The following is a 26,347-nucleotide window of genomic DNA, read 5'->3' as shown; positions in this document are numbered from 1 at the left end:
GTCCGCCAGGTCTTCACCGGCGGTGAGGTCGTCCCGCAGGACCCGGTGCGACGCGTCATGGCGGACTGCCCGCCCCGTCGCGTAGGTCCGCGGGTATCCGGCCGAGCGGCTCAGAAGCCCCCGGTCTGCTCGTCCCGGCGGCGCTGCCAGCGCTGCTCCACCCGGTCCATCATCCCGGCCTTGCGGCGCGGGGCCGCGGCCGGGCGGGCCCCGGCGCCCTGGCCCGCGGGCCCGCGGCGCCAACCGGTCACGGCGAACACCGCACAGCCGAGCATCACCAGGAAGCCCACGACGCTGACCCAGATCTGGTCCGGGACGACCATGCCGCCCATCAGCAGGCCGATGCCCACCACGAAGCCGGCGACGGCCAGGTAGACCCGCCTACGGGTGTAGGTGCGCAGCCCGGTCCCCTCAAGCGCAGACGCGAATTTGGGATCTTCGGCATACAGCGCTCGCTCCATCTGGTCGAGCAGTCGCTGCTCGTGCTCCGAGAGCGGCACGGAGTCCTCCTACTCGTCGGTCGCGGTCGCGACCGGTCCGCCCACCCCGGTCGGGGAGGCAAGTCCAATCAGCCTTGGGGCACACGGTCGGACGCCCGTGCGGGGGACCCGGCCCGTGTCGTCCATATGCCCCACGCGTCCGGCTGTCATGCTTTCCGGCTTTACCCAGATCATACGGTCCGTGGGCCCGTTACGGGGTGGTCTGCGCCGCGTGGGACGGGCCACTTCGAGCGGGGTCGGCCGCACCGGTGTCAACGCGCCACGCCCCGGACAAGTGCCCGATCGGTTGGAATCGTCCCGGACCTGGGCAGGTTCGCCGCCGGGCGGTGCGGCCCGGCCGGGAACCGACCGGCGCGCGGAGGGCGCGCGGAGGGCGCGCGGACCGGCGCACACCCCGGCGACCGACGGGCCTCCGGGGCGCGAACGGCAGCCGTACGGTGTGCGAGGAATCCGCACGACGGCGGAAGGATTCGTGAAGGCGTGAAGGGGCGCGCGGGTCGCGCGGGGCGCCTCAGGCCAGGGTGGCCAGCAGGTGCAGCTGGGTCGCGACGGCGTGGAAGGCGGGCTGCGCGGCGGCGGCCTCCTCCAGCTTCAGCAGCGCCTCCAGCGCGCCCGGCTCGGTGTCCACCAGCACGCCGGGGACGAGGTCGGAGAAGACCCGGACGCCGTGCACCGACTCCACCCGCAGACCCGCGGCCTCGGCCAGCCGGCCCAGCTCCTCGCCGGTGAAGCGGCGCGGCATCGGGTCCTGCTCGCCCCAGCGGCCGTCGGCGGCGGAGAGCACGGTGCGGGCCTCGGTGAAGTGGCCGGCCAGCGCCCGGGCCAGCACGGCGCCGTTGCGGTTGGCCGCCAGCAGGCTGACCACGCCGCCCTCGCGCAGGGTGCCGGCCAGGCTGCCGAGCGCCTCGGCCGGGTCGTCCACGACCTCCAGCACGCCGTGGCAGAGCACCGCGTCCACGCTGCCGGGGGCGACCAGCTCGGGCAGGGTCTGGGTGTCCCCCTGGACGGCCCGCACCAGGTCCGTCACGCCGGCCTCGGCGGCCCGGCGCTCCAGGGCGAACAGGGCGTCCGGGCTCGGGTCGACCACGGTGACGCGGTGGCCGAGCTTGGCGACCGGCACCGCGAAGTTCCCGGTGCCACCGCCGGTGTCGACCACGTCGAGCACCGGCTGGTCGAGCTCGGCCGACCGCTTCTCCAGGGCCGCCCGGACCACCTCCCACACCACGGCGGTACGCAGGGCACTGCGGGGACGCGTCGGGTACAAGGTGGGGCTCCTTGGCACGTGCAGTTCGATCAGGATGCCTCCACCTTAGACCGGCCCGCGGGCCGCCCCGCTCACGCGCCCGGCGGCTCGTCGCCGTCCAGCGGCAGCCGGGGCGGGGGCGGCGCCGCGTGCAGGCCGAGAAGCCGCTCGACCAGGCGCAGGAAGAGGGCGGAGTTGCGGATCAGGTCGTCGGCGTCCCGGGCCGAGGCGGCGCCCCTGATCCCGGCCTCGGCGGCGGCCCGGCGGCGGGCGCCGGCCCCGTAGTAGACCGCCCACTCGGCGAGCTCGGGGGCCACCTCGGGCAGCACCTCCCAGGCGCTGCGGATCGCCTTGCGCCGGCGCGGGCTCTTCTCCGGGCGGCCGCGCACCGCCAGGACGGCGGCCACCGTGCGCAGCGCGGCCAGGTGGGCGGTGGCGTAGCGCTCCAGCGGGTCCTCCAGGGCGCGGGCCCGGGCGAGGGTGCGGTGGGCGTGGGCGAGCAGGTCGAGGGCGGCCGGCGGCGCCCCGACCCGGCGCAGCACGGGGTGGACGTCGGATCCGGCGGGGCGCCCGACGGACGGACCCGGGAAGTGCGGCAGGGCGGCGGAGTGGAGGCGGGCGGTGACGGGCTCAGGATGGCTGATGGTCATGGTCTCCCCCTTCCGAGGCAGCGCGCGGACCGGGCGGCCCGTGCCCTTCCATCGTGAACGGCACCACTGACAATCCGTCCGGTCGAATCCGGCCAGGCCGTCCGCCGCCCCGGAAAGCGGCCGGAAAGCGGCCGGAATGCGGGGTCGAAATGCGGGGTGGGAACGCGGGGTCGGAATACGGGTTCGGAGTCGGGAAGCGCGGTCGACATGCGGGCTCGGGACGCGGCCGGGAAAAGGCGTAGCGGCGGCGGGCGCGGAACTCCCCCGGTTCCGCGCCGCCGCCGTGCCGTCGCTCCGCCGTCCCCCCACGGTCGGCGGTGGCGAACTCCCCCCGTGGCCGGTCTCCCCCGACCCGCTCCGCCGCCCCGTGCCGGCGGTGCGGGGACCGTGACCAGCCCCGTGCCGGCGGTCCGTCCGCCGCCTCCCCCGGCATTCGCGGCCTGGGGACGGACGGATCCGCCGCCCGGGCGGGCCCGGCGCCCGACGCGCCGCCCTCCCGGGTGCCACCACTCTCCCGTCTCCGCAGGTCGACGGCCATCCGCTGTCGTACTCAACCGTGCACCTGAGTATCCGTACTCAGTCCGCCCCGCCCCGCCGGCCGCCGGAACCGGGACGTGCGTCCGCGGCGTCCCGGCTGCCGGTACGGTACGGCGCAGTGGGCCCCGGCGAAGGGGCGCCAGGACGAGGAGGGGGACGCGATGACGGTCCTGCCGCTGATCTTCACCAGCGGACTGGCCAGCGGCATCAACGCCTACGCGGTGGTGCTGCTGCTCGGCCTGCTGGGCAGGTTCGGCGACGCGGAGTCGGTGCCGCAGGCGCTGGAGCGCACGGACGTGCTGATCGTGGCCGGCCTGCTGTTCACCCTGGAGGCGGTGGCCGACAAGATCCCGTACGTGGACAGCGTCTGGGACCTCGTGCACACGGTGATCCGGCCGATCGCCGGTGCCACCGTCGGCGTGCTGATCGCGAGCAACGACCCCGGCTCGATCGGCGAGGTCGCGGCCGGCGCGATGGGCGGCACCTCGGCGCTGGTCAGCCACCTGGTGAAGGCCTCGCTGCGGATGGCCGTCAACACCTCCCCCGAGCCGGCCAGCAACATCGTGGTCAGCCTGGCGGAGGACCTCTCGGTGGCCGGCCTGGTCACCCTGGCGATCTTCCACCCCTGGCTGGCCGCCACGGTCGCCGCCGTGGTCCTGGTCGCCGGCCTGCTGCTGGTCCGGCTGGTGATCAGCCGGATCCGCGCCTTCCGGGCCCGCCGCCGCGAACGCCGGGCCGCCCGGGCGGCGGCGGGAGCCGTGTAGGCATCGTCCTAGGATTTGGTGCCATGGCACAGATCGTCATCATCGGCGCAGGAATGAGCGGGCTCGCGGCGGCCTCCCGGCTGGCGACCCTCGGCCACCGGGTGACGGTCTGCGAGGCGAGCGGCACGTACGGGGGCATGGTCGGGCGGTACGAGCGCGACGGGTTCGCCTTCGACACCGGACCCGGCCTGCTCACCCTCCCGGCGGTCTACCGCGACCTCGCGCTGAAGACCGGCAAGGAGCCGCTGGAGCAGCTGGTCGACCTGGTCCCGGTCGACCCGGAGAGCCGGCACCTGTTCCCCGACGGCACCGCCGTCACCCTGCCGAACGCCTCCCGCGGCGGCGTCAGCCAGGCGCTGGACGCCGCCTTCGGCCCCGGTTCCGGGGCCCGCTGGAGCGAGGTGATGAACCACGGCCGGACGGTCTGGGAGGCCACCCGCCGCCCGCTGCTGGAGGAGGCGCTCCCGGCCGACCTCGGCGTCCTGTCCGCCACCGGCCGGGCCCAGGTGGACACCGACCCGTACCCCGTCCCGCCGCGCACCGGCCTGGCCCGGCTGCGCAAGCCGGTCCGGTGGACCCTCGACGACGTGGCCCGGCGCCAGCTCGGCGGCCACCCCGGCCTGACCGCCCTGCTGGGCGAGCCCGCGCTGCGGCACGGCCTGCTGCCCGGGCAGGCCCCGGCCGGCGCCGCCGTGCTGCCGTACATGGAGCAGTCCTTCGGCGTCTGGTACGTCCGGGGCGGCCTGCGCGCGCTCGCGGACGCCGTGTACCGGCGCTGCGAGCTGCGCAAGGTCGCGTTCCGCTTCGACACCCCGGTCACCCGGGTGGTCGTGGAGAACGGCCGGGCGGCCGGGGTCGAGACGGCGGACGGACGGATCGACGCGGACCTGGTGGTCTCGGCGATGGACACCGACGCGCTGTTCCACCGCGGCATCGCCGAGTGGCCGGGGATGCCGGCCGAGGAGTGGGAGCCGTTCGAGGTGCCCGGCCGGTTCAGCGTGCTGCTCGCCCTGCGCGGGCCCCGGCCCGAGGGCACCGTGCACCGGACGGTGGTGCACGCGGCCGACCCGGCCGCCGAGGAGAACGCCCTCACCCTCTCCGAACCGCTCTGCGAGCGCCCCACCGTGCAGGTGCTCCGCCCGGACGACCCGGCGCTGCGCCCCGACGACGAGCACGAGAGCGTGGTGCTGACCGCGACCGTCCCGGCCCAGGAGGAGGACGTCGACTGGTCCGCCCCCGGCCTCGCCGACCGCTACGCCGACCAGCTGCTCGCCCACGTGGACGCGGCCGGCCTGGGCCTGCGCGAGCGGGTGCTGTGGCGGGTCGTGCGCACCCCGCTGGACACCCACCGGGAGACCGGCGCGCTGTTCGGCTCGGTCGCCCGCCCGGTGCTCGCCGGTTCGTACGCGGGGCTGCACGCCGCCAACGAGTCCCCCGTCCCCGGCCTCTACCTGGTCGGCGGCAACGCCCATCCCGGCGGCGGGCTGGCCCGGGTCGGCATGTCGGCCTGCATCACCGCCGGCCTGATCGGCCCGGCGTAGCAGCTACCGGGCAGCCCCGGCGCCCGGTCAGCCCTGGTGCCAGGTGTTCTGCTGCTGGTAGCCGTGCTGGTCGTACACCGGCTGCTGCGGGATGCCCTGGACCTGCTGGTCGGGCTGGGGCTGCCAGTGCTGCTGGGGCTGGGCGTTCTGGTCCCAGGCCTGCTGGTGCTGGGGCTGCTGGTAGCCCGCGTACGGGTCCTGCTGCTGGCCCTGCTGCTGCGGGTAGCCGCCGTACGGGTCCTGCTGGTGCTCGGGGTAGCCGCCGTAGCCCTGCTGGTCGTAGGCGTAGGCGGGCTGCTGCTGGGTCTGCCACTGCTGCTGGTCGTAGCCGGCCTGGTAGGCACCGGCGTACGGGTCCTGCGGCTGCTGCTGGACCTGCGGCTGCTGCTGCTCGTAGTACCCGGGGGCGTAGACGCCGTCCTGGGCGAGCTCCTGCATCTCGAAGGCGGCGGTCTGCTCGACCTCCGGCACCTCGTCGGGCACCGGCACCGCGACCGGCACGGGGGCCGGGGCCGGGGTCTCCTCGACGGCGCTGACCTCGCCGACCCGCTTCCTCGGCGCCGCGACGGCCGCCACCGCGGCGCCGCCGGTGAGGGCGCCGAGCAGCGGCACCTTGGCGAGCGGGCCGGGCAGGCTGCCGTCGGGCTTCCGCAGCGACCAGCCGGCCCGGTAGCCGCGCTTGACCGAGAGGGTGACGAAGGTCTGGCCGACCGCGAACAGCGCGGCGCCCGCCCCGATCACCACGACGGAGCCGAGGGCCATCCCGGCGGCCACGCCCAGGAAGCCGGTCAGGGCCAGCACCCGCCAGTGCAGCGGCGCCCGGTTCTGCAGCAGCACCTCCGCGACCAGCCAGAGCGCCACCACCGCCAACGCGGCGTACAGCAGCAGGTATCCGATGCCCATCCGCCCGCTACCTCCAGTCGCGTGCCCGCGCGTGTCCGCCGCGCGTGTGCGGCGACTGTACCGGTTCAACGGCCCGGGTACCGCATCGCGTTCCCACCGCCGGCGGACACCGGGCGCACACGACCGAGCCCGCCACCGTCGGTACGGTGACGGGCTCGTGAACGCCTGCCGAAGAACCGCTGGAGAAGAGCCGGACGGGCGCGCGCTACCGCCGGTGCAGCCCCAGGTTCTGGTAGATCTCCAGCGTCGCCGTCGAGTGGTTCAGCGTGATGAAGTGCAGACCGGGCGCGCCCTCGGCGAGCAGGCGCTCGGCCATCGCCGTGGCGTGCTCCATGCCGATGGCCCGCAGCGCCGCCGGGTCGTCGACGGCCGCCCGCAGCCGGGCCTCCAGGTCGGCGGGGAAGGCCGAGCCGCTGAGCTGCGGGAAGCGCTCCAGCTGCTTGGCGTTGGTGACCGGCATGATCTCCGGGATGATCGGCGTCTCGCAGCCGGCGGCCGTCACCCGGTCGCGCAGCCGCAGGTAGTCGTCCACCTCGAAGAACATCTGGGTGATCGCGTAGTCGGCCCCGGAGCGGATCTTCGCCACGAAGTGCCGGATGTCCTCGTCCCAGTCGGTCGACCGCGGGTGCATGTTCGGCGAGGCCGCGACGCCGACGCAGAAGTCGCCGATGCCCTTGATCAGCTCCACCAGCTCGTACGCGTAGGTCACGCCCTCGGGGTGCTTGACCCACTCGCCCATCGGGTCCCCGGGCGGGTCGCCCCGGACCGCGAGGACGTTGCGCACGCCCTGGTCCGCGTACTGGCCGATGATGTTGCGCAGCTCCGCGATCGAGTGGTCCACCGCGGTGAGGTGGGCGACCGGGGTCAGGGTGGTCTCGGTGGCGATCCGGCCGACCATGTTGACCGTGCGCTCGCGGGAGGAGCCACCGGCGCCGTACGTCATGCAGACGAAGTTGGGGTCGAGCGGTTCGAGCCGCCGGATGGCGTCCCAGAGCCTCTGCTCGCCGACCTCGGTGCGCGGCGGCATGAACTCGAAGGAGAAGGAGCGCTTGCCGGCCGCCAGGAGGTCGCGCACCGTCAGTGCGCGATCCGTTCTCGTGGAAGCGATACCGAGTGCCATGCTGGCAGGCTATCCGGCGGTCGGAGGGGCCGGACAGCCGGAGTCCATCCATTGAGACAAGAGATGGACAACGTTCCGTTTCTCCCCGGGGCCGGCGCCTGAACGCCTCCCCCCTGTCCCCCCGGCAGGGCCGCTCGCATGCCTGTTCCCAGCCGCACCGCTACGCTTGCTGCACCCCAGAGAACCAGCGGAGCCCCATCGTGACCTCGTCCAGCACCCGGCCGGCCAACCCCAGTGCGGCCAACCCCATTGACGTGGAGGACGTCCGCGCCCGCGTCAACGCGGCGCTCGCCGCGTTCATGGACGGCCAGTCCGTGCTGCTCGACAAGATCTCGCCCCAGCTGGTCCCCGCCGCCGACGCGCTGCGCGACTTCCTGCTGGACGGCGGCAAGCGGCTGCGCCCGGCCTTCTGCTACTGGGGCTGGCGCGGCGCCGGCGGCCCGGCCGGGGGCGCCACCGGCGAGGCGATCGCCAACGCGGCCGCCGCGCTGGAGCTGCTCCAGGCGAGCGCCCTGGTGCACGACGACCTGATGGACCGCAGCGACACCCGCCGCGGCCTGCCCTCGGTCCACCGCCGCTTCGAGGCGCTGCACCGCGCCAACGGCTGGCGCGGCGACCGCGAGCAGTACGGCGCCTCGGCCGCGGTGCTGCTCGGCGACCTGCTGCTGATCTGGTGCGACGAGCTGTTCCTGCGCTCCGGCCTGGCGCCCGCCGCCGTCCTGGCCGCCAAGCCGGTGTTCGACCTGATGCGCACCGAGGTCATGCTCGGCCAGTACCTGGACGTGCTGGAGCCGGTGGCCGGCGACTCGACGGACGAGGGCGCGCTGGACCGGGCCCAAACCGTCCTGCACTACAAGTCCGCGAAGTACACCATCGAGCGGCCGCTCCAGGTCGGGGCGCTGCTGGCCGGCGCCGGGCCGGACCTGGTCGAGGCGTACGGGGAGTTCGGGCTGCCGCTGGGCGAGGCCTTCCAGCTGCGCGACGACCTGCTCGGCGTCTTCGGGGACCCGGCCGTCACCGGCAAGCCGGCCGGGGACGACCTGCGCGAGGGCAAGCGCACCCTGCTGATCGCGCACGCGATGCGGGGCCTTTCCGCCGCCGACGCCCGGCACCTGGACGAGCGGCTCGGCGCGCCGGACCTGGCCGCCCCGGAGGTCGCCGAGCTGCGCGAGCTGGTCGCCCGCAGCGGCGCGCCGGAGCTGGTGGAGCGCCGGATCGAGGAGCTGATGCGGCAGTCGCTGGCCGCCCTGGAGGCGGCGCCGCTCGCTGACCGGCAGGCCCGTACGGTGCTGCTGGCACTGGCCGAGGCCGCCACCGTCCGCACGTACTGACGGACGGCGACGGCCTCGGGGAGCCTGCGAACCGGGGCGGTCAGAGCGCGGCGCGCACCCGGCGGGACAGCTCCGCGGCGGCGGCCCGCGGGTCGGCCGCGGCGGTGATGGCCCGCACCACGACGATCCGGCGGGCACCGGCGGCCAGCACCTCGTCCAGGTTGCCGAGGTCGATCCCGCCGATCGCGAACCACGGCCGGTCGGTGGCCTGCTTCGCCGCGTACGAGACCAGGCCGAGGCCCGGGGCCGGGCGGCCCGGCTTGGTCGGGGTCGGCCAGACCGGGCCGGTGCAGAAGTAGTCCACCCCGGGCTCGGCGATCGCCGCGTCCACCTCGGACTCGGCGTGGCAGGAGCGGCCGATCAGCACGTCCTCGCCGAGGATCGCCCGGGCGGCCGGCACCGGCAGGTCGTCCTGGCCCAGGTGCAGCACGTCCGGCCGGGCCGCGTGGGCGACGTCGGCGCGGTCGTTGACGGCCAGCAGCTTGCCGTGCCGGCGGCAGGCGTCCGCGAAGACCTCCAGGGCCGCCAGCTCCTGCTTGGCCTCCAGGCCCTTGTCGCGCAGCTGGACGATGTCCACCCCGCCCGCCAGCGCCGCGTCCAGGAACTCGGCGAGGTCGCCCTGCTCCCGGCGGGCGTCGGTGCACAGGTACAGCCGGGCGTCGGCGAGCCTGCCGCGCGGGCCGGTCATCACAGCGCCATGGCCTGGGCGCGGCGCTTGACCTCGGTCGCCCGGTTCTCCCACAGCGCCTGCACCGGGGTGCCGGGCAGCGACTCGTCCTCGGTGAACATCCACGCGATGATCTCCTCGTCGGAGAACCCGCTGTCCCGCAGCACGGTCAGCAGGCCGACCAGGTGCTTGACCGGGCCGTCCTCGTCGATGAAGGCGGCCGGGACCTGAAGGGACTTGTTGGGGCCGCGGCGGACCGCGATCAGGTCACCCTTCTTGACCATGTTGCGGACCTCGGTGACCAGCACACCCCACCGCTCGGAGATGTCGGGCAGGTACAGCCACTCGGGGACCAGGGCTTCAGTCTTGGCATCGATCTCACTCACGGCACCAGACTGCCACCTCGGGGGCCCACCGCGCACACGCCCCCGCGCCCCGGCCGCCTCCGGCTACGCCGCGGCCGCCTTCAGCGGCACCGCCGGGTCGGCCGCGCGGGCCGGATCGAGCGCGGTTCCGCGCTCGATCAGCTTCCGCCCCTGGGTGAGGTCGCGCGGCCGGTCCACGGTCAGCAGCGCGCTCGGCACGCCGTCGCGCAGCCAGAGCACCGACCAGTCGCCGTCCTGCGGGCCGCCGCGCCGGAGCAGTTCGTCGCCCTCGGCGTGCCGGCCGGCGTACTGGACCATCCGCCCGAACTGCTCGGACCAGAAGTACGGCACCGGGTCGTAGGCCGGCGCGTCCGCGCCCAGGACGGCGGCGGCCGCCGCCTCGCCGGACTGCAGCGCGTGGTCCCAGTGCTGGACGGCCAGCCGGGCGCCGGCCCGGGCCGAGGGGTAGCTGACGCAGTCGCCCGCCGCGAAGACGCCGGGCAGCGAGGTGCGCAGCCGCCCGTCCACCACGACGGCGCCGGCCGCGTCCAGCTCGACCCCGGAACCGGCCAGCCAGCCGGTCGCCGGGCGGGCCCCGATGCCGACCACCACCTCGTCGGCGGGCAGGTGCGAGCCGTCCGCCAGCAGCACCGCGCCGGGCTCGACGGCGGCCACCCCGACCCCGCAGCGCAGGTCGACCCCGGCCTCGGCGTACCAGGCGGCCATCGCCGAACCGATCTCCGTGGGCAGCGCCCCGGGCAGCGGTGCCGGACCGGCCTCGGCCACCGTCACCTCGCAGCCCGCCGTGCGGGCCGCGGTGGCCACCTCGGCGCCGATCCAGCCCGCGCCGACCAGCACCAGCCGCAGCCCGGGGCGCAGCAGCGCGCGCAGCGCCAGGGCGTCGTCCAGGGTGTGCAGCAGGTGCGCCCGCTCGGCGCCGGGCAGGGCGCGCGGGACGGCGCCGGTGGCGATCACCAGCGAGCCGTACGGGAGGTCGCCGCCGTCGGTGTGCAGCACGCCGGGGGTGAGGCCGGTGGCGCGGCGGCCGGTGAGCAGCTCGATGCCGAGCTGCCCGTAGTCGATGTCCAGGGCGGTGGAGTCGGTCTTGCCGAGCAGCACGTCCTTGGAGAGCGGCGGCCGGTCGTACGGCGCGTGCGGCTCCTCGCCGACCAGCGCGATCCGCCCCTGCCAACCGCCCTGCCGCAGCTTGAGGGCGCACTGCGCCCCGGCCAGCCCGGCTCCGACGACGACCACCTGATCCGTTCCGCTCAGCTCTGCCACGCCCGTCACTGTACTCAGCGGCACTCGGCGGCCGGCCGGCGGCCGCGGGCCGTCCCGCCCCGCCGCCCGCCCGCCTGCCCCGGCGTCCACGCTGCGTCCACGCTGCGTACGGGCCTTCGGCCGGGCCGACCACCGGCGTTAAGGTGGGGGCACCACACGGGAGCCCGGCGGACCGGGCTGAGAGGCGGGCTGGCACGGCCCGCGACCGTCCGAACCTGATCCGGGTCATACCGGCGAAGGGAGAAGAGCAGCTTTGTCACGCTTGCTACCGGGCGCCCACGCCGACGTGCTGGTGATCGGCGGGGGCATCGTCGGCCTCGCCGTCGCCTGGCGCGCCGCCCAGCGCGGCCTGCGGAACGTGATCGTGGTCGACCCCGCCCCCGGCGGCGGTGCGGCCCGGGTCGCGGCCGGGATGCTCGCCCCGGTCACCGAGCTGCAGTACGGCGAGGAACCGCTGCTGCGCCTCGGGATGGCCTCGAACGAGCGGTACGCGGCCTTCGCCGCCGAACTCACCGAGGCGAGCGGCGGCCAGGACACCGGCTACCGCCGGTGCGGCACGCTCGCCGTCGCGCTGGACTCCGACGACCGCGCGGAACTGCGCGAACTGCACGACTTCCACCGCCGGCTCGGCCTGGACTCGACCTGGCTGACCGGCCGGGAGGCCCGCAAGCTGGAGCCGATGCTCGCCCCCGGCGTGCGCGGCGGCCTGCACGTGGCCGAGGACCACCAGGTGGACGGCCGCCGGCTGCTCGACGCCCTGCTCCTCGCCTGCGAGCGCGCCGGCGTCACCGTCCACCGGGCCGAGGCCGTCGAGCTGCTGGTCGAGCACGACCGGGCGACCGGCGCCCGGCTCTCGACCGGGGAGCGGGTGACCGCCGAGCAGGTCGTCCTCGCCGCCGGCCCGCACAGCCACCGGCTGCCCGGCCTGCCCGAGGGGGTGCTGCCCGCGATCCGCCCGGTGAAGGGGCAGGTCCTGCGCCTCCGGGTCCCGGACGCCTACCGGCCGTTCCTGTCCCGCAACGTCCGCGCCGTCGTCCGCGGGCAGCACCTGTACCTGGTGCCGCGGGAGAACGGCGAGCTGGTGGTCGGCGCGACCACCGAGGAGCAGGGCTACGACACCACCGTCACCGCCGGCGGGGTGTACGAACTCCTCCGCGACGCCCACGAGTTGGTCCCGGGGATCACCGAACTCCCGCTGCTGGAGACCTCCGCGGGGCTGCGCCCCGGCTCGCCGGACAACGCCCCGCTGCTGGGCCCGACCGCACTGCCCGGACTGGTCGCCGCCACCGGCCACTACCGCAACGGCGTGCTGCTCACCCCGGTGACCGCCGACCTGGTCTCCGCGTACCTGGCCACCGGCGAAGTCCCGGACCTCGCAAGGCCGTTCGCGCCCACCCGGTTCTCCCCCGACCACTCCACCACGAAGGCCTCCGCATGACCGAGACCGCCCCGAACGGGACCTCCCCGGACGAGATCGCCCTGACCGTCAACGGCGAGCCCCGCCGGGTGTCCGCCACGACCACCCTCGCCGAGGTGGTGGCCTCGGTCAGCAAGGCCAACACCGGTGTCGCCGCCGCGCTCAACGAGGCCGTGGTGCCGCGCAGTTCGTGGTCCGGGACGGCGCTGAACGGCGGCGACCGGATCGAGATCCTCACCGCCGTCCAGGGAGGCTGAGCCATGGCCGACGACACGCTGACCATCGCCGGGACGACCTTCTCCTCCCGGCTGATCATGGGCACCGGCGGCGCGCCCAGCCTGGAGGTCCTGGAGCGCGCCCTGCTCGCCTCCGGCACCGAGCTGACCACCGTCGCGATGCGCCGGGTCGACGCCTCCACCCAGGGTTCCGTCCTGGACGTGCTGACCCGCAACGGCATCCGGGTGCTGCCCAACACGGCCGGCTGCTTCACCGCCGGCGAGGCCGTGCTGACCGCCCGGCTGGCCCGCGAGGCGCTCGGCACCGACTGGGTCAAGCTGGAGGTGATCGCCGACGAGCGCACCCTGCTGCCCGACCCGATCGAGCTGCTGGACGCCGCCGAGACGCTCGTCGACGACGGCTTCACCGTCCTGCCGTACACCAACGACGACCCGGTGCTGGCCCGCAAGCTGGAGGACGTCGGCTGCGCGGCCATCATGCCGCTGGGCTCGCCGATCGGCTCGGGCCTGGGCATCCGCAACCCGCACAACTTTCAGCTGATCGTGGAGGGCGCGGGCGTCCCGGTGGTCCTGGACGCGGGCGCCGGCACCGCCTCCGACGTGGCGCTGGCGATGGAGCTGGGCTGCGCCGCGGTGATGCTCGCCTCCGCGGTGACCCGCGCTCAGGACCCGGTGCTGATGGCCGAGGCGATGCGGCACGCCGCCGAGGCGGGACGGCTCGCCCACCGGGCCGGCCGGATCCCGCGCCGCTTCCACGCCGAGGCCTCCTCCGCGATGGCCGGCCGGGCCGACCTGGACACCCGGGAACGGCCCGCGTTCTAGGAACCGAGGCCTGTGTCACAAGCCGGGCACAGCCGGGCCCGGGGGCGGTGTCCTCCGGGTCCGGCCGCCGGTCCCCCGACTAGACTCGCCGGGTGGACATGGCACTGCACGACCCCCTGATCGGCACGCTGCTCGACAACCGGTACCGGGTCGAGCAGCGCATCGCCACCGGCGGGATGTCCACCGTCTACCAGGGCACCGACACCCGCCTGGACCGGGTGGTCGCGCTCAAGGTGATGCACCCCTCGCTGGTCGGCGACGAGGGCTTCACCGCCCGCTTCATCCGCGAGGCCAAGGCGGTCGCCAAGCTCACCCACCCCAACGTGGTCAACGTCTTCGACCAGGGCGCGGACGGCGGCCACGTCTTCCTCGCCATGGAGTACGTGCCCGGCCGCACCCTGCGCGACCTGCTGCGCGACCGCGGCGCGCTGTCCGTCCGGGCCGCGCTGGACGTGCTGGAGCCGGTGCTGGCCGCGCTCGGCGCCGCCCACCGGGCCGGGCTGGTCCACCGCGACGTCAAGCCCGAGAACGTGCTGATCACCGAGGGCGGCCTGGTCAAGGTCGCCGACTTCGGGCTGGTCCGGGTGCTCGGCGGCGCCGACGGCGCGCCCACCTCGACCACCACCGCCACCGGCGGCACGGTCCTGGGCACCGTCTCCTACCTGGCCCCCGAGCAGATCCTCCCGGACGCCCCCACCGACCAGCGGGTGGACGTCTACGCGGCCGGCATCCTGCTGTACGAGATGCTCACCGGCCGCCGCCCGCACACCGGCGACAACCCCGTCCAGGTCATGTACAAGCACCTGCACGAGGACGTCCCGGCCCCCTCGCTGGTCGCCCCCGCCGTCGGCCCCGCCCTGGACGCGATAGTGGCCGGCGCCTGCGCCCGGTCCGCCGACGCCCGCCCGTACGACGCGGTCGAGCTGCTCGCCGCCCTCCAGCGGGTGCGCCGCACCCTCACCCCGGCCGAGCTGGACGCCGAGCCGCCGGCCTCCACCCGGCCCAGCCCGCGCTACCCGACCAGCGAGCCGACCTCGGTGATCCAGCCGCTGCCGCGGCCCGCCGAGGCCCCGCCGACGGAGCGCACCAGCGTGCTGGACATGCCGCCGGAGCTGATGGACGAACTGCTCGCCGAGCCCCGCGCGTACGACGAGCCGACCCCGGTGCGGCAGCGCCGGCCGGGCCCGCTGCGCCGCGTCCCCCGCAGGACGCTGATCTGGACAGCCGCGCTGGCCGCCCTCGTGCTGGCGATCGGCGGCGCCACCTACGGGATCTCCGAGGGGCTGTACGGCTCGGTGCCGGGCGTGCTCGGCAAGGACCGGGCCGAGGCGCAGCGGGTCCTGGACACGTCGGGCCTGCACGGGAAGTTCGTCGAGGTGTTCAGCGAGTCCGTCCCGTCCGGGCAGGTGATCTCCACCGACCCCGGGGTGGGCGCGCGCACCCGCAAGAGCGACAGCGTGACCGTCACCGTCTCCAAGGGCCCCAAGCGGATCGCGGTGCCGGACCTCACCGGCAAGAGCGCCGCCGACGCCGCCGCGGCCCTGACCGGCGCCCAGCTGACCAGGGGCGGCGTGACCGAGACCTACGACGACACCGTGCCCGAGGGCTCGGTGATCAGCAGCTCGCCGGCGGCCGGGCAGCTGCTGCAGGAGAACTCCGCGGTCGCGCTGGTGGTCAGCAAGGGCATGGTGCCGGTCCCGAACGTCACCGGGATGAGCAAGGACGAGGCGCAGAAGGCGCTCCAGGCGGCGGGCTTCACCATGCAGACCAGCGGCTGGGACGTGTTCGGCGCGGTCACCTCGTCCGGCCAGAGCCCGGCGGCGGGCGAGCGGCGACCGCAGCGCAGCGCGGTGACGGTCAAGTTCTCGCTGTTCTAGCGGTTCCAGCGCCCGGCGGGGTTCAGCGCAGCGGCCCGTCGCCGGGCTCCTCCTGGTAGGAGTAGCGCTGCTCGCGCCAGGGGTCGGCGAGGTTGTGGTAGCCCCGCTCCTCCCAGAAGCCGCGCCGGTCGGCCCGCATGTACTCCACCGCGCGCACCCACTTGGGGCCCTTCCAGGCGTACAGCCGCGGCACCACCAGGCGGACCGGGAAGCCGTGCTCGGCGGTGAGCGCCTCGCCGTTGCGGTGGGTGGCGAGCAGGGTGCCGGGGTCGGCGAAGTCGGCCAGCCGCAGGTTGGCGCTGTAGCCGTACTCGGCCCAGACCATGACGTGGGTGACGCCGGGCGCCGGGGGCACCAGGTCGAGCACGGCGGCGGCCGACACGCCCGTCCACTCGTTGCCGAGGACCGAGAACCTGGTCACGCAGTGCAGGTCCCCGACGACGGTGGTGCGCGGCAGGGCGTTGAAGGCCGCGAAGTCCCAGCTGTGCTTCTCCGCCGAGGCGGTGGCGCCGAACACCTGGAGGTCCCAGGTCAGCGGCTTGAAGCGGGGTACCGGCCCGTAGTGCAGGGCGGGCCAGCCGCGCTGCGCGCGCTGGCCCGGGGGGAGCCTCGGGTCAGACGGCGGAAGCGGTTCGTGTTTCGACTGACCCATGGATCCATGGTGACAGACGGCGGACATGCCTCGGCGCGCGCCCCTTTGCGCGGATTCGCGCCCCTGCCCGTACGGACCAGCGGTCGGCCGCCCACCAGCATGTTTCGCCATGAATCGGATATTCCGACACATGTCCTAGTGAGTGTGAACTTACTGGAATTTCCTCCCAAAGCGGTGCCAGGATGCGCAGCGCAGGACCCAGCACAGGACACAGCACGAGACACACGGCAGCAGCACGAGTGCAGGAGGCACCACCATGCAGGGCGATCCCGAGGTCATCGAGTTCCTCAACGAGCAGCTCACCGCCGAGCTGACCGCGATCAACCAGTACTTCCTGCACGCCAAGATGCAGGAGAACTTCGGTTGGACGAAGCTCGCCAAGTACACCCGGCACGAGTCCTTCGACGAGATGAAGCACGCCGAGACGCTCACCGACCGGATCCTGTTCCTGGACGGGCTGCCCAACTACCAGCGGCTGTTCCACGTCCGGATCGGCCAGACGGTCAAGGAGATGTTCGAGGCCGACCGCCAGATCGAGGTCGAGGCGATCGACCGGCTCAAGCGCGGGATCGTGGTGATGCGGGCCAAGAACGACGTCACCTCGGCGAACATCTTCGAGGACATCCTGGCCGACGAGGAGCACCACATCGACTACCTCGACACCCAGCTGGAGCTGCTGGAGAAGCTCGGCGAGGCGCTCTACCTCGCCCAGGTCATCGAGCAGCCGGAGTCCTGAGGCCGTCCGCCCGGCCCGCCCGGTCCACTCGGCCCGCTCACACCACCCGGCCCGCTCAGGCCGCCCGGCCCACTCGAGCCACCCGGCTCGCTCAGGCCGCCCGCAGCGGGACCACCGGGGCGGGCGGCTGGGCCGGTGCCGCCGGGGCCTCCGGGTCCGCGAGGCCGAGCTTCGCGGCCAGCCGGGCGGTCGGGCAGGGCCGGGCGCCGTGCTCCCCGAGCAGCGCCTGGATCCGCCGCACGCAGGAGCCGCAGTCGGTGCCGGCCTTGCAGCCCTTCGCTATCTGACGCGGGGTGTTGGCACCGCCGTCGATCGCCTTCTTCACCTGGTCCTCGGTGACCGCATGGCACATGCACACGTACATCGCGGTCTCTCCCGGGGGTGGAGCGGAGTGGATCTTGACTAAGGTCTGCCTTAGTTCGCTGAGGCTTACCTTACCTGGCGAAACGGGTACGAAAAAGCCCCTCCGGGCTCGGGAATCCCGAATCCGGAGGGGCTTTCGTCACATTGATTCGCGCGCTCGCCTACTGGCCGCGGTACATCTCCGCCACCAGGAACGCCAGGTCCAGCGACTGGCTGCGGTTGAGGCGCGGGTCGCAGGCCGTCTCGTAGCGCTGGTGCAGGTCGTCCACCAGGACCTCGTCGCCGCCGCCGACGCACTCGGTGACGTCGTCGCCGGTCAGCTCCACGTGGATGCCGCCCGGGTGGGTGCCGAGCGCGCGGTGCACCTCGAAGAAGCCCTTGACCTCGTCCAGGACGTCGTCGAAGCGGCGGGTCTTGTGGCCGCTGGAGGCCTCGAAGGTGTTGCCGTGCATCGGGTCGCAGATCCACACCGGCTTGGCGCCGGAGGCGGTGACCTTCTCCACCAGACCGGGCAGGTGGTCGCGGATCTTGCCCGCACCCATCCGGGTGATGAAGGTCAGGCGGCCGGGCTCGCGCTCCGGGTCCAGCTTCTCGATCAGGGCGAGCGCCTCGTCGACCGAGGTGGTCGGGCCGAGCTTGACGCCGATCGGGTTGCGGATCTTCGAGGCGAACTCGATGTGCGCGTGGTCCAGCTGCCGGGTGCGCTCGCCGACCCACACCATGTGGCCGGAGACGTCGTACAGCTCGCCGGTGCGCGAGTCCACGCGGGTCAGCGCGGTCTCGTAGTCGAGGATCAGCGCCTCGTGCGAGGAGAAGAACTCGACCGCCTTGAACTCCTCCGGCACCACGCCGCAGGCGCTCATGAACGCCAGGGCGTTGTCGATCTCCCGGGCGAGCTGCTCGTAGCGCTGGCCGGCCGGCGAGTTGCGGACGAAGTCCTGGTTCCAGGCGTGCACCTGGCGCAGGTCGGCGTAGCCACCGGTGGTGAACGCGCGCACCAGGTTGAGCGTCGCGGCGGACGCGTTGTACATCCGCTTCAGGCGCTCCGGGTCCGGGATCCGGGACTCGGGCGTGAACTCGAAGCCGTTCACCGAGTCGCCGCGGTAGACCGGCAGGGTCACGCCGTCGCGGGTCTCGGTCGACTTGGAGCGCGGCTTGGAGTACTGGCCGGCGATGCGGCCGACCTTCACCACCGGCACCGAGGCCGCGTACGTCAGCACGGCGGCCATCTGGAGCAGCGTCTTCAGCTTGTTGCGGATGTGCTCCGCCGAGACACCGTCGAAGGCCTCGGCACAGTCACCGCCCTGGAGGAGGAAGGCCTCCCCGCGCGCCACGGCTCCGAGCCGGGCGCGCAGCTGGTCGCACTCGCCGGCGAAGACGAGCGGCGGATAGGAGGCCAGCTCGGCAAGGGTCTTGCGCAGAGCCTCTTGGTCCGGCCATTCAGGCTGCTGCGCCGCGGGCAGGGACTGCCAGGAGTGGGCAGCCCTCGATGTCTCAGTCGTAGCGGTCACACCGCCAAGGCTACGGGGTGACAGGAGTGACTCGTGACTATTGCCCGAGGGATGAGACACATCTCGGACAAAGACGTGACCGCGCTCACGCGTCCCGACGCATCCGCTAGGCTCGGACCATGCACGCGCCCCACACCCACTCCTGGTGGTGGGCCTCCCCCAAGGGTGGCCCACAGATGGCGCGTTCCTAGACGACCACGACGGCCGCCCCTCGGGGCGGCCGTCGGCGTCTGAGCAGACGGCCCTCCGGGAGCGGACCTTGCACCGCCTCTCACCACTCCACCCGGAAGGATGCCGTTCCCGTGACCACCGCCGTCGACCTGCTCACCCGTCTCACCGGCCCGGACGCCCCCGCGTTCGCCCTGCTGCACCGCCGCACGCCCCGACTCAGCCCGGACACCGTCGAGGTGCTGCTGGGCACCGTCGACAGCTACCCGCACCTCGCCGACCTGCCCGTCCGCAGCGGCGCGCCGGCCGGCGGCGGCCCGGTGCACGACCTGCTCGCGCTCGTCCCGTACCGCCAGATCCGCGAGCGCGGCTTCGAGGCGCACGACGACGGAACCCCCCTGCAGGCCCTCTCGGTGGCCGAGCAGTACGCCCTTCCGTTGGCCGAATTCGCCTCCGCCCTACCGAAGTTGCCGGTCTCGCTTGCCGGTGGCGCCTTCGACGTGGACGACGACGCGTACGCCGCCATCGTCCGCCGGGTGATCCGGGAGGAGATCGGCAACGGGGAGGGCGCCAACTTCGTGATCCGGCGCGACTTCCACGCGACGCTGGAGGCCCCCGGCGAAGCCGGCCGTGGACACTGCTCCCCCGAGCTCGCCCTGACGCTCTTCGGGCGGCTGCTGGAGCAGGAGCGCGGCGCCTACTGGACGTTCCTGGTGCACACCGGTGAGCGGGTGCTGGTCGGCGCCTCCCCCGAGGTGCACGTCCGGCAGAGCGGCGGCACCGTCGTGATGAACCCGATCTCCGGCACCTACCGCTACCCGGCCGGCGGCTCCGACCTCGACTCGCTGCTCCAGTTCCTGCACGACCCCAAGGAGTTGGAGGAGCTCACCATGGTCGTGGACGAGGAGCTCAAGATGATGTGCACGGTCGGCGACCTCGGCGGCCAGGTGCTCGGGCCCCGGCTCAAGGAGATGGCCCACCTCGCCCACACCGAGTACGAGCTGCGCGGGCGCACCTCGATGGACGTCCGCGAGGTGCTCCGCGAGACGATGTTCGCCGCGACCGTCACGGGCAGCCCGGTGGAGAACGCCACCCGGGTGATCAAGCGCTACGAGCCCTCCGGGCGCGGCTACTACTCCGGCGCGCTCGCCCTGATCGGCCGCTCCGCCAGCGGCGGGCAGCTGCTGGACTCGCCGATCTGCATCCGCACCGCCGACATCGACCCGGCCACCGGCCGGCTGGTCGTCCGGGTCGGCGCCACCCTGGTGCGCCACTCCGTCCCGGAGTCCGAGGTCGCCGAGACCCACGCCAAGGCCGCCGGGGTGCTCACCGCGATCGGCGCCCGGCCCGCGCCCGCCCGGCTCCCCCACCCGGTCGGGCCCCGGCTCGCCGACGACCACCGGGTGCAGGCCGCCCTGGACGCCCGCCGGGCCGACCTCGCGCCGTTCTGGCTGCGGATGCAGCAGCCGGCCGAGATCACCGAGGCCGAGCCGACCCTGGTCGTGGACGGCGAGGACACCTTCACCTCGATGCTCTCCCACCTGCTCGGCTCGCTCGGCCACCGGGTGACGGTGGCCCGCTACGACGAGCCGGGGCTGCGCGAGCGGGTCGCGGCGCACCCGGGCGCGCTGGTGCTCGGCCCCGGCCCGGGCGACCCGGCGCTCGCGGACGACCCCAAGATGGCGCTGCTGCGGCCGATCGTCGCGGACGCGCTGGCCGCCGTCCGCTCCGGCGCCCGCACCGCACCGCTGCTCGCGGTCTGCCTGAGCCACCAGCTGCTGGCCGCCGAACTCGGGCTCGCGCTGGGCCGCAAGGCCGTCCCGTACCAGGGGGCGCAGGAGCGCATCGACCTGTTCGGCAGCAAGCGCACGGTCGGCTTCTACAACACCTTCACCGCGCGCTGCTCGGACCAGGACGCGGCGCGGCTGGCCGCCGAGGGCGTCGAGGTCTCCCGGGACGCCCTCACCGGCGACGTGCACGCGCTGCGCGGGCACGGCTTCGCGGGGCTGCAGTTCCACCCGGAGTCGGTGCTGACCCGTGACGGGGTCGGCATCGTGGCGGGCCTGCTGCGCGAGGCGACGGCCGCGCTGCGCTGAGCCGAGCCGGCGACGCGGCCCCGGGCGGATGTGCCCCGCCCGGGGCCGTGCGTCGGACGCACCGGGCGGCCCCGGGCCGCGGCGCTCAGACCTCGTCGTCCAGGCCCTGCTCGATCGCGTACCGGACCAGCTCCACCCGGTTGTGCAGCTGCAGCTTGCCGAGCGTGTTCTGCACGTGGTTCTGCACCGTCCGGTGCGAGAGCACCAGCCGGTCGGCGATCTGCCGGTAGGACAGCCCCTTGGCCACCAGCCGCAGCACCTCCGTCTCCCGGGCGGTCAGCTGCGGGGCGGCCGGTGCCGAGGCCGGGGCCGGCTCGGCGGCCAGCCGGCGGAACTCGCCGAGCACCAGGCCGGCCAGGCCCGGGGTGAACACCGCGTCGCCGACGGCGGTGCGGCGCACCGCGTCCAGCAGTTCCTCCCGCCCGGCCGACTTCACCAGGTAGCCGGTCGCGCCGGACTTCACGGCTTCCAGCACGTCCTGGTGCTCGCCGCTGGCCGACAGCACCAGCACCCGTACCGCCGGGTCGTGCGCGACCACCTGGCGGCACACCTCGGCGCCGGGCAGGCCGGGCAGGTTGAGGTCCAGCACGACCACCTGCGGCGTGCAGGCGCGGGCCCGGCGGACGGCCTCCTCGCCGTCGCCCGCGGTGGCCACCACGTCCAGCCCGGCCTCGGCGAGGTCGCGCGAGACGGCGTCCCGCCACATCGGGTGGTCGTCCACCACCATCACCCGCACCGGCCGCTCGGTGGTCGGCCGATCGGCCATCGGCTGGTCGGTCATCAAGAGCTCTCCCTCGGGACGCGCAGTTCGACCTCGACGCCCTCCCCGGGCGCCGAGTACAGCTCGGCCGTGCCGCCGAGGTCCAGCAGCCGGCCGCGGATGGACTGGGAGACGCCGAGCCGGCCGGCCTGCTCCGCCTCGCCGAGCCGGCCGGGGGCGAAGCCGGGGCCGTCGTCGCGGATGCTGACCGTGACGGCCTCCGGCTCGTCCTCGACCAGGATCCAGGCCCGGGCCGCCTCCCCCGCGTGCTTGCGCACGTTGTCCACGGCGGCGCCGACCGCCGCCGCCAGCTCACCCGCCGCCGGGCCGGGGAGCAGCACCAGGGTGCCGGGGGCGGAGAGCGTGATCCGCTCGTCCGCGTACGGGCGCAGCAGCGCGGTGAGGTCGCGCGGGGCGTGCGGGTCCGGCTCCTCGGCGGCGTCGGGGCGCGGCGCGCGCTGGGCCGGCAGCGGACCGCCCGTCATCAGGGCCCGCAGCGCACGCTCCTGTTCACCGGCCAGTCGGCCGAGTTCGGCGAGGTCCGCGCCGGATCCGGTCCGCTCGCTCGGCTCCGCGCCGCGCCGCTGGACCAGGGCGAGCACCTGGAGCACACCGTCGTGGATGTCCCGGGAGAGCCGTTCGCGCTCCCGGGTGGCCGCCTCGACCTGGAGCGCCCGGGTGAGGGTGGCCTCGCTGGCCCGGGCCAGCTCGATCACGTAGCCGATCGCGCAGCCGGCCACCAGCAGCAGCACGATGTTGTGGATGTTGTCGCCGGTCGGCCCGCCGTGGCCGAGGATGTTGGCGACGCCGATCACCGAGCCCGAGGCCGCCGCCGGACGCCAGCCGCCCTTCGCGGCGAAGCCGAGGACGGTGCCGGCCGCCCAGATGGTCGGCAGGGTGGGCGCGCCGTGGCTGATCCGGGCCGGGGAGTCGGTCAGGCCGCTCATCACGATGCCGGTGACGGCGAGGGTGAGGTCGGTGCCCAGGACGTACCAGGTGCAGCGCCGCGGGTCGGCGAAGGCCCGGGTGCTGGCGAGGGTCCACAGGGTCAGCGCGCCGAGGAAGATCCAGCCGGCCACCGGGTGCAGGAAGTGCAGGTACGAGTTGAAGTACCGCAGCAGGGCGTAGCACAGCGCCAGCACCCGGAAGTAGGAGATCGCCCGCCACAGCGGGAGCTCGACGGACATGCCGCCGGCCGCCACCGTGCCGCCGACCGCGCCGGCTCCGCCGCCGTGGTCCGTCATCCGCCCCGCCCTCCCCTGGGCCCGTCCGGGCCGGCCGAGCGGCCGGCCGGACGTCTACTCCGGCTTCTCCGAGGTGCCCTGCCCGGCGGCCTTCTCGGCCTTCTCCGCCTTCTCGGCCTCGGCGGCCTCCGCCTTCTCCGCCTTGGCGGCGGCCCGGCGCTCGGCGTCGGCCTTCTTCTTGTCCTCGGCGATCTGCCGCTTGGCGGCGGTCGCGTAGATGTCCACGTACTCCTGGCCGGAGAGCCGCATGATCTCGTACATCACCTCGTCCGTCACCGAACGGAGGATGAAGCGGTCGTTCTCCATGCCGTGGTAGCGGGAGAAGTCCAGCGGGCGGCCGATCCGGATGCCGGGGCGGATGCCGAAGTTGGGGACCACCTGGCCGGGCGGCTGCACCTTCTCGGTGTCGATCATGGCGACCGGGATCACCGGGGCGCCGGTGGCCAGCGCGACGCGGGCCAGGCCGCCGACCTTGCCGCGGTACAGCTTGCCGTCGGGCGAACGGGTGCCCTCCGGGTAGACGCCGAACAGCTCGCCGCGGTCCAGCACCGCGATGGCGCTGCGGATCGCGGCCTCGCCGGCCCCGCGCACGCCCGAGCGGTCCACCGGCAGCTGGCCGACGCCCTTGAAGAACGCGGCGGTCAGCCGGCCCTTGAGGCCCGGGGTGTTGAAGTACTCGGCCTTCGCGATGAAGGTGACCCGGCGCTTGATCAGCGCGGGGAAGAAGAACGAGTCCGAGAAGGACAGGTGGTTGCTCGCGATGATCGCCGCACCCTCGGCGGGGATGTTCTCCTCGCCCTCGATCCACGGCCGGAAGAAGAGCCGAAGCAGTGGCGCGACGATCATCTTCATCAGTCGGTAGAACAACCCGGGCCTCCTGTTATGCGGACCGGTCGATCCTAATGCCCCGCGGCCGTCCGCTGTGCCCGGCCCCGCCGTGGGGGCCGGGCCGAGCACGCTCGAAGGGGGTGTACGACCCGGCGCGGAGCGTGGGACGATGCGATTTCGCAGCACCTCCCCTCCAGCGTCCCCTCCCCCAGCGCCACCCGCCCGCGAAGGAGTCCGCCATGCCGTTGCTGCCCGGTGCCGAGCCGTACCGCCACCGCGGCGGACCGGTGGGAGTGCTGCTCTGCCACGGCTTCACCGGGTCCCCGCAGTCCCTGCGGCCGTGGGCCGAGGAGCTGGCGGCGGCCGGCTTCACCGTCTCGCTGCCGCTGCTGCCCGGGCACGGCACCCGCTGGCAGGACATGCAGCTCACCCGCTGGGAGGACTGGTACGCCGAGGTCGAGCGCGAGCTGCTGGCGCTCGCCGAGGAGTGCGAGCAGGTCTTCGTCTGCGCCCTGTCGATGGGCGGCGCGCTGGCGCTGCGGCTCGCGGCGCTGCACGGGCCGACGGTCTCCGGCCTGGTGCTGGTCAACCCGTCGGTGCGCTCGGACACCCCCGCGAGTGTGCTGCTGCCGGTGCTGCGCCACCTGGTCCCCAGCCGGCCCGGGGTCGCCAACGACATCGCCCGGGCCGGCGCGGTGGAGGTCGGCTACGACCGCACCCCGCTGCACGCCGCCTGGTCGCTGAGCCGGCTGTGGCGGGAGGTCCAGCGGCTGCTGCCGGAGGTCACCCAGCCGGTGCTGCTCTTCCGCAGCCCGCAGGACCACGTCGTCTCGCCGGCCAACTCGGAACTGGTGCTGGCCCGGATATCCTCGACGGACGTGACGGAGCGGCTGTGCCAACGCAGCTTCCACGTCGCCACGCTGGACCACGACGCGGCGGAAATATTCGGGGCCAGCCGGGACTTCATCCGACGGCTGGCTCCCGCGAAGGCGGCGGGCGTCACCCGGGTCGAATCCGACGATCACCATGGCTGAAGGGCCGGAAGTGCACGAGAGCAGCACGGCGGGCGGCGGGGACGAGGCTCCCCGCGAGGACGGCGCGAGCAAGGACGGCGGGACGAACGCCGCCGTCCCGGGCGGTGCGCCGACGGACCGCACCGGAGCGGACGGCGCCGCGACGCCCCCGCCCGTCAAGGACTCCGTCAAGGACGGCTCCGTCCAGGACAGCGGGGAGCCGACCGCGCCGCAGGCCCCCGCCGAGCGCCGTCCGCGCCGGGCGCCCGAGCGCAGCCAGGCCGAGCAGGACGAGATCTTCGCCGCCCTGGTGGCCCAGTTCGACGACCCGGTCGACCTCAACAACCCGAACTGGCCCGAGGTGGAGAACCTCCGGGCGCAGAACGAGCTCAAGGGCGGCTACAAGGACGGCGGCACCGGCGAGCAGGACGACCTCGCCGACCTCGCCCCGCAGCCCCGCCCCCGCTCCGGCCGGCCGGTGATGCCGGCGGGCGGCGCGGGCCCGCGCGACTTCGAGCTGGCCGAGGAGACCGACGAGGGCCACTTCGTCCCGCCGGAGCCCCCGCCGCTGCCCGCCGCCGACGTGACCGCCAAGTTCGCCTGGCTGGCGGTGCTCGGCGGCCCGGCCCTGCTGCTGGTCGACGCGGTGGTCTGGCGGGAGATCTCCGGCTGGCCCGCCTGGGTCGGGATCACCGCCTTCCTCGGCGGCTTCGTCACCCTGGTCGCGCGGATGAAGGACCGCGACGAGGACGAGCCGGAGGACCCGGACCACGGCGCGGTCGTCTAGCCGCCCGGCCGGCTCTGCGGCAGTTCGAGGACGGCGAGCACCGGCAGGTGGTCGGTCGCGGCCCGCAGGTCGGCCTCGGTGACGCCGGGCAGCCCGTGCGGCACCCCGCAGCCGAGGACGGCGATCCCGGGCGTGGCGAAGACGGCGTCGATCCGCTGGTAGGGGCGCTCCGGGACGGAGGTGAACTCGCCGCCCCAGGGCGCGGTCGGGTACCCGTCCTGGAGCCGGGAGGCCAGCAGCTGCCAGCCGGGACCGTCCGGGTGCTCGTTGAAGTCCCCGGCCACGATGCCGAGTTCGGCGATCGCCAGCTGGTCCAGCAGCAGCTCGAACTGCCCGTACCGCTCCTCCTGGTCCAGGCTGAGGTGGCAGCTGGTGACGGTGAACGGCGCCGTGCCGGGCAGCCGCAGCAGCGCGCCGGCGAAGCCCCGGGCGTGCAGGCCGCGGGTCTTGGGCAGCAGCCGGTCGCGCACCTCCAGCAGCTCCACCGCGCCGGGGCGGCCGAGCAGCAGCGGGCCGGCGGCGGTGCGGCCGCCGCCGGCCAGGACGACCGTCCCGGTGCTCCGGGCCAGCCAGGCGGCCTGGCCCTCGGGCCGCCAGTAGCGCGGGGACTCCTGGACGCAGACCAGGTCCGGCGCGCAGGCCCGGATCACCCGGGCCAGCGCCCGCCGGTCGTCGCGCAGCGAGCGGATGTTGTAGCTGAGCAGGCGCAGCCGGCCCGGGCCGGGCGGCGGCAGCGGTGCGGCTCTCCCAGCGGAGGTCTCGGCGACGGTCTCGGTCACGGCGGCGGTCGTGGTCACGACGCTCATCGTCCTCCCATAGGGCGTGTCTGACGATTCCAGTCGGGTTCGCGACGCCGGGGCACGCACCTCGCCGCGTTGTCGTCGGTCGCCAATGCTCCGCAGTGGCTCCCTCCTCCGCCTTGCGATGCACGCACC

The 26,347-nt window shown here is 74.4% G+C and carries 26 protein-coding genes and 1 riboswitch; of the genes, 11 read left to right on the top strand and 15 right to left on the bottom strand.

Annotated elements, in window-relative coordinates:
• Nucleotides 1-110: 110 nt before the first annotated feature.
• The 3 genes from ABZW03_RS12815 to ABZW03_RS12805 all read right to left on the bottom strand — a co-directional run bounded on the left by ABZW03_RS12815 (nucleotide 111) and on the right by ABZW03_RS12805 (nucleotide 2,393).
• Nucleotides 111-500 carry a DUF3040 domain-containing protein gene (locus tag ABZW03_RS12815; RefSeq protein ID WP_074000911.1) on the bottom strand — a complete coding sequence of 130 codons (390 nt, stop codon included), beginning with the start codon at nucleotides 498-500 and terminating at the stop codon, nucleotides 111-113.
• A 511-nt stretch (nucleotides 501-1,011) separates the two neighbouring features.
• Nucleotides 1,012-1,764, bottom strand: coding sequence for a methyltransferase domain-containing protein (locus ABZW03_RS12810; protein WP_355255803.1), 753 nt, complete (start codon nucleotides 1,762-1,764; stop codon nucleotides 1,012-1,014).
• A gap of 71 nt (nucleotides 1,765-1,835) precedes the next feature.
• The gene (locus ABZW03_RS12805; RefSeq protein WP_355255800.1) at nucleotides 1,836-2,393 is read right to left on the bottom strand and encodes an SAV_6107 family HEPN domain-containing protein; all 558 of its coding nucleotides are present in this window, start codon (nucleotides 2,391-2,393) and stop codon (nucleotides 1,836-1,838) included.
• Between the two features lie 698 nt (nucleotides 2,394-3,091).
• On the opposite strand from ABZW03_RS12805, the gene ABZW03_RS12800 reads away from it, so the two are divergent.
• Entirely contained in the window at nucleotides 3,092-3,694 is a 603-nt protein-coding gene (locus ABZW03_RS12800) for a DUF4126 domain-containing protein (protein ID WP_355255797.1), read from the top strand.
• Nucleotides 3,695-3,717: 23 nt separating this feature from the next.
• Nucleotides 3,718-5,235, top strand: a complete 1,518-nt coding sequence (locus ABZW03_RS12795; RefSeq protein ID WP_355255794.1) for an NAD(P)/FAD-dependent oxidoreductase — start codon at nucleotides 3,718-3,720, stop codon at nucleotides 5,233-5,235.
• 27 nt (nucleotides 5,236-5,262) lie between these two features.
• Here the strand turns inward: ABZW03_RS12795 and ABZW03_RS12790 are convergent, their stop codons facing one another.
• Nucleotides 5,263-6,138: a hypothetical protein gene (locus ABZW03_RS12790; protein WP_355255791.1), complete on the bottom strand. Its 876-nt coding sequence runs from the start codon at nucleotides 6,136-6,138 to the stop codon at nucleotides 5,263-5,265.
• 205 nt (nucleotides 6,139-6,343) lie between these two features.
• A complete protein-coding gene (gene metF, locus ABZW03_RS12785) occupies nucleotides 6,344-7,258 on the bottom strand; it encodes a methylenetetrahydrofolate reductase [NAD(P)H] (protein ID WP_355255788.1) in 915 nt (304 codons plus the stop codon).
• A gap of 200 nt (nucleotides 7,259-7,458) precedes the next feature.
• Between metF and ABZW03_RS12780 the strand changes: the two genes are divergently transcribed.
• Nucleotides 7,459-8,589: a polyprenyl synthetase family protein gene (locus ABZW03_RS12780; protein ID WP_355255785.1), complete on the top strand. Its 1,131-nt coding sequence runs from the start codon at nucleotides 7,459-7,461 to the stop codon at nucleotides 8,587-8,589.
• A 40-nt stretch (nucleotides 8,590-8,629) separates the two neighbouring features.
• On the opposite strand, the gene thiE is transcribed toward ABZW03_RS12780, so the two are convergent.
• The 3 genes from thiE to ABZW03_RS12765 all read right to left on the bottom strand — a co-directional run bounded on the left by thiE (nucleotide 8,630) and on the right by ABZW03_RS12765 (nucleotide 10,911).
• Entirely contained in the window at nucleotides 8,630-9,277 is a 648-nt protein-coding gene (gene thiE, locus ABZW03_RS12775) for a thiamine phosphate synthase (protein WP_355255782.1), read from the bottom strand.
• Nucleotides 9,277-9,642 (bottom strand): Rv2175c family DNA-binding protein, encoded by a 366-nt coding sequence (locus ABZW03_RS12770; RefSeq protein WP_355255779.1) that lies wholly within the window; start codon nucleotides 9,640-9,642, stop codon nucleotides 9,277-9,279. Before ABZW03_RS12770 ends, thiE begins: the two co-directional genes overlap by 1 nt.
• A gap of 63 nt (nucleotides 9,643-9,705) precedes the next feature.
• A complete protein-coding gene (locus ABZW03_RS12765; RefSeq protein ID WP_355255776.1) occupies nucleotides 9,706-10,911 on the bottom strand; it encodes an FAD-dependent oxidoreductase in 1,206 nt (401 codons plus the stop codon).
• A gap of 137 nt (nucleotides 10,912-11,048) precedes the next feature.
• Nucleotides 11,049-11,161, top strand: a riboswitch (TPP riboswitch).
• Between ABZW03_RS12765 and thiO the strand changes: the two genes are divergently transcribed.
• The 4 genes from thiO (at nucleotide 11,156) to pknB (ending at nucleotide 15,254) form a co-directional block, all read left to right on the top strand.
• Nucleotides 11,156-12,340, top strand: coding sequence for a glycine oxidase ThiO (thiO, locus tag ABZW03_RS12760; protein ID WP_355255773.1), 1,185 nt, complete (start codon nucleotides 11,156-11,158; stop codon nucleotides 12,338-12,340). (Overlaps the previous riboswitch by 6 nt.)
• A complete protein-coding gene (thiS, locus tag ABZW03_RS12755) occupies nucleotides 12,337-12,576 on the top strand; it encodes a sulfur carrier protein ThiS (protein ID WP_355255770.1) in 240 nt (79 codons plus the stop codon). Before thiO ends, thiS begins: the two co-directional genes overlap by 4 nt.
• A gap of 3 nt (nucleotides 12,577-12,579) precedes the next feature.
• Nucleotides 12,580-13,377, top strand: coding sequence for a thiazole synthase (locus ABZW03_RS12750; protein ID WP_355255767.1), 798 nt, complete (start codon nucleotides 12,580-12,582; stop codon nucleotides 13,375-13,377).
• Between the two features lie 98 nt (nucleotides 13,378-13,475).
• Nucleotides 13,476-15,254: a Stk1 family PASTA domain-containing Ser/Thr kinase gene (gene pknB / locus ABZW03_RS12745; RefSeq protein WP_355255813.1), complete on the top strand. Its 1,779-nt coding sequence runs from the start codon at nucleotides 13,476-13,478 to the stop codon at nucleotides 15,252-15,254.
• A 22-nt stretch (nucleotides 15,255-15,276) separates the two neighbouring features.
• Here pknB and ABZW03_RS12740 read toward each other — a convergent pair whose 3' ends face one another.
• On the bottom strand, nucleotides 15,277-15,906 hold the full coding sequence (locus ABZW03_RS12740; protein ID WP_355255764.1) for a sulfite oxidase-like oxidoreductase: 630 nt from the start codon (nucleotides 15,904-15,906) through the stop codon (nucleotides 15,277-15,279).
• Nucleotides 15,907-16,162: 256 nt separating this feature from the next.
• On the opposite strand from ABZW03_RS12740, the gene bfr reads away from it, so the two are divergent.
• Nucleotides 16,163-16,642, top strand: coding sequence for a bacterioferritin (gene bfr / locus ABZW03_RS12735; protein ID WP_063347260.1), 480 nt, complete (start codon nucleotides 16,163-16,165; stop codon nucleotides 16,640-16,642).
• Between the two features lie 91 nt (nucleotides 16,643-16,733).
• On the opposite strand, the gene ABZW03_RS12730 is transcribed toward bfr, so the two are convergent.
• Together ABZW03_RS12730 and ABZW03_RS12725 are read right to left on the bottom strand one after the other, a co-directional pair.
• Nucleotides 16,734-17,006, bottom strand: a complete 273-nt coding sequence (locus ABZW03_RS12730; protein ID WP_355255760.1) for a (2Fe-2S)-binding protein — start codon at nucleotides 17,004-17,006, stop codon at nucleotides 16,734-16,736.
• A gap of 160 nt (nucleotides 17,007-17,166) precedes the next feature.
• Complete coding sequence (locus tag ABZW03_RS12725; RefSeq protein WP_355255757.1) at nucleotides 17,167-18,516, bottom strand: class II 3-deoxy-7-phosphoheptulonate synthase; 1,350 nt, start codon at nucleotides 18,514-18,516, stop codon at nucleotides 17,167-17,169.
• 302 nt (nucleotides 18,517-18,818) lie between these two features.
• Here ABZW03_RS12725 and ABZW03_RS12720 point away from each other — a divergent pair, with 302 nt between their 5' ends.
• Entirely contained in the window at nucleotides 18,819-20,780 is a 1,962-nt protein-coding gene (locus ABZW03_RS12720; RefSeq protein WP_355255754.1) for an anthranilate synthase family protein, read from the top strand.
• Nucleotides 20,781-20,865: 85 nt separating this feature from the next.
• On the opposite strand, the gene ABZW03_RS12715 is transcribed toward ABZW03_RS12720, so the two are convergent.
• The 3 genes from ABZW03_RS12715 to ABZW03_RS12705 are packed head-to-tail and all read right to left on the bottom strand — an operon-like array spanning nucleotide 20,866 to nucleotide 23,651.
• Nucleotides 20,866-21,561 carry a response regulator transcription factor gene (locus ABZW03_RS12715; RefSeq protein ID WP_355255751.1) on the bottom strand — a complete coding sequence of 232 codons (696 nt, stop codon included), beginning with the start codon at nucleotides 21,559-21,561 and terminating at the stop codon, nucleotides 20,866-20,868.
• Nucleotides 21,561-22,784, bottom strand: coding sequence for a DUF5931 domain-containing protein (locus ABZW03_RS12710; RefSeq protein WP_355255749.1), 1,224 nt, complete (start codon nucleotides 22,782-22,784; stop codon nucleotides 21,561-21,563). Before ABZW03_RS12710 ends, ABZW03_RS12715 begins: the two co-directional genes overlap by 1 nt.
• A gap of 54 nt (nucleotides 22,785-22,838) precedes the next feature.
• Nucleotides 22,839-23,651, bottom strand: coding sequence for a lysophospholipid acyltransferase family protein (locus ABZW03_RS12705; RefSeq protein ID WP_355255746.1), 813 nt, complete (start codon nucleotides 23,649-23,651; stop codon nucleotides 22,839-22,841).
• 200 nt (nucleotides 23,652-23,851) lie between these two features.
• On the opposite strand from ABZW03_RS12705, the gene ABZW03_RS12700 reads away from it, so the two are divergent.
• A complete protein-coding gene (locus ABZW03_RS12700; protein ID WP_355255744.1) occupies nucleotides 23,852-24,646 on the top strand; it encodes an alpha/beta fold hydrolase in 795 nt (264 codons plus the stop codon).
• A 274-nt stretch (nucleotides 24,647-24,920) separates the two neighbouring features.
• Entirely contained in the window at nucleotides 24,921-25,412 is a 492-nt protein-coding gene (locus ABZW03_RS12695; RefSeq protein ID WP_355255810.1) for a hypothetical protein, read from the top strand.
• Here the strand turns inward: ABZW03_RS12695 and ABZW03_RS12690 are convergent.
• Nucleotides 25,409-26,146 carry an endonuclease/exonuclease/phosphatase family protein gene (locus tag ABZW03_RS12690; RefSeq protein ID WP_355255807.1) on the bottom strand — a complete coding sequence of 246 codons (738 nt, stop codon included), beginning with the start codon at nucleotides 26,144-26,146 and terminating at the stop codon, nucleotides 25,409-25,411. The two genes, ABZW03_RS12695 and ABZW03_RS12690, sit on opposite strands and share 4 nt — an antisense overlap.
• Nucleotides 26,147-26,347 lie beyond the last annotated feature (201 nt).

This window comes from Kitasatospora sp. NPDC004799 (assembly GCF_040609095.1).
Taxonomy (GTDB): domain Bacteria; phylum Actinomycetota; class Actinomycetes; order Streptomycetales; family Streptomycetaceae; genus Kitasatospora.
This window is presented reverse-complemented; position numbering and strand designations above follow the sequence as displayed.

What these genes read in the sequence shown, in the direction of transcription:
- ABZW03_RS12805 (WP_355255800.1), bottom strand. Translation starts at nt 2,393, where the DNA reads ATGACCATCAGCCATCCTGAGCCCGTCACCGCCCGCCTCCACTCCGCC.
- ABZW03_RS12800 (WP_355255797.1), top strand. Translation starts at nt 3,092, where the DNA reads ATGACGGTCCTGCCGCTGATCTTCACCAGCGGACTGGCCAGCGGCATC.
- ABZW03_RS12795 (WP_355255794.1), top strand. Translation starts at nt 3,718, where the DNA reads ATGGCACAGATCGTCATCATCGGCGCAGGAATGAGCGGGCTCGCGGCG.
- ABZW03_RS12790 (WP_355255791.1), bottom strand. Translation starts at nt 6,138, where the DNA reads ATGGGCATCGGATACCTGCTGCTGTACGCCGCGTTGGCGGTGGTGGCG.
- metF (WP_355255788.1), bottom strand. Translation starts at nt 7,258, where the DNA reads ATGGCACTCGGTATCGCTTCCACGAGAACGGATCGCGCACTGACGGTG.
- thiE (WP_355255782.1), bottom strand. Translation starts at nt 9,277, where the DNA reads ATGACCGGCCCGCGCGGCAGGCTCGCCGACGCCCGGCTGTACCTGTGC.
- thiS (WP_355255770.1), top strand. Translation starts at nt 12,337, where the DNA reads ATGACCGAGACCGCCCCGAACGGGACCTCCCCGGACGAGATCGCCCTG.
- ABZW03_RS12750 (WP_355255767.1), top strand. Translation starts at nt 12,580, where the DNA reads ATGGCCGACGACACGCTGACCATCGCCGGGACGACCTTCTCCTCCCGG.
- pknB (WP_355255813.1), top strand. Translation starts at nt 13,476, where the DNA reads ATGGCACTGCACGACCCCCTGATCGGCACGCTGCTCGACAACCGGTAC.
- ABZW03_RS12740 (WP_355255764.1), bottom strand. Translation starts at nt 15,906, where the DNA reads ATGGGTCAGTCGAAACACGAACCGCTTCCGCCGTCTGACCCGAGGCTC.
- bfr (WP_063347260.1), top strand. Translation starts at nt 16,163, where the DNA reads ATGCAGGGCGATCCCGAGGTCATCGAGTTCCTCAACGAGCAGCTCACC.
- ABZW03_RS12730 (WP_355255760.1), bottom strand. Translation starts at nt 17,006, where the DNA reads ATGTACGTGTGCATGTGCCATGCGGTCACCGAGGACCAGGTGAAGAAG.
- ABZW03_RS12715 (WP_355255751.1), bottom strand. Translation starts at nt 21,561, where the DNA reads ATGACCGACCAGCCGATGGCCGATCGGCCGACCACCGAGCGGCCGGTG.
- ABZW03_RS12710 (WP_355255749.1), bottom strand. Translation starts at nt 22,784, where the DNA reads ATGACGGACCACGGCGGCGGAGCCGGCGCGGTCGGCGGCACGGTGGCG.
- ABZW03_RS12700 (WP_355255744.1), top strand. Translation starts at nt 23,852, where the DNA reads ATGCCGTTGCTGCCCGGTGCCGAGCCGTACCGCCACCGCGGCGGACCG.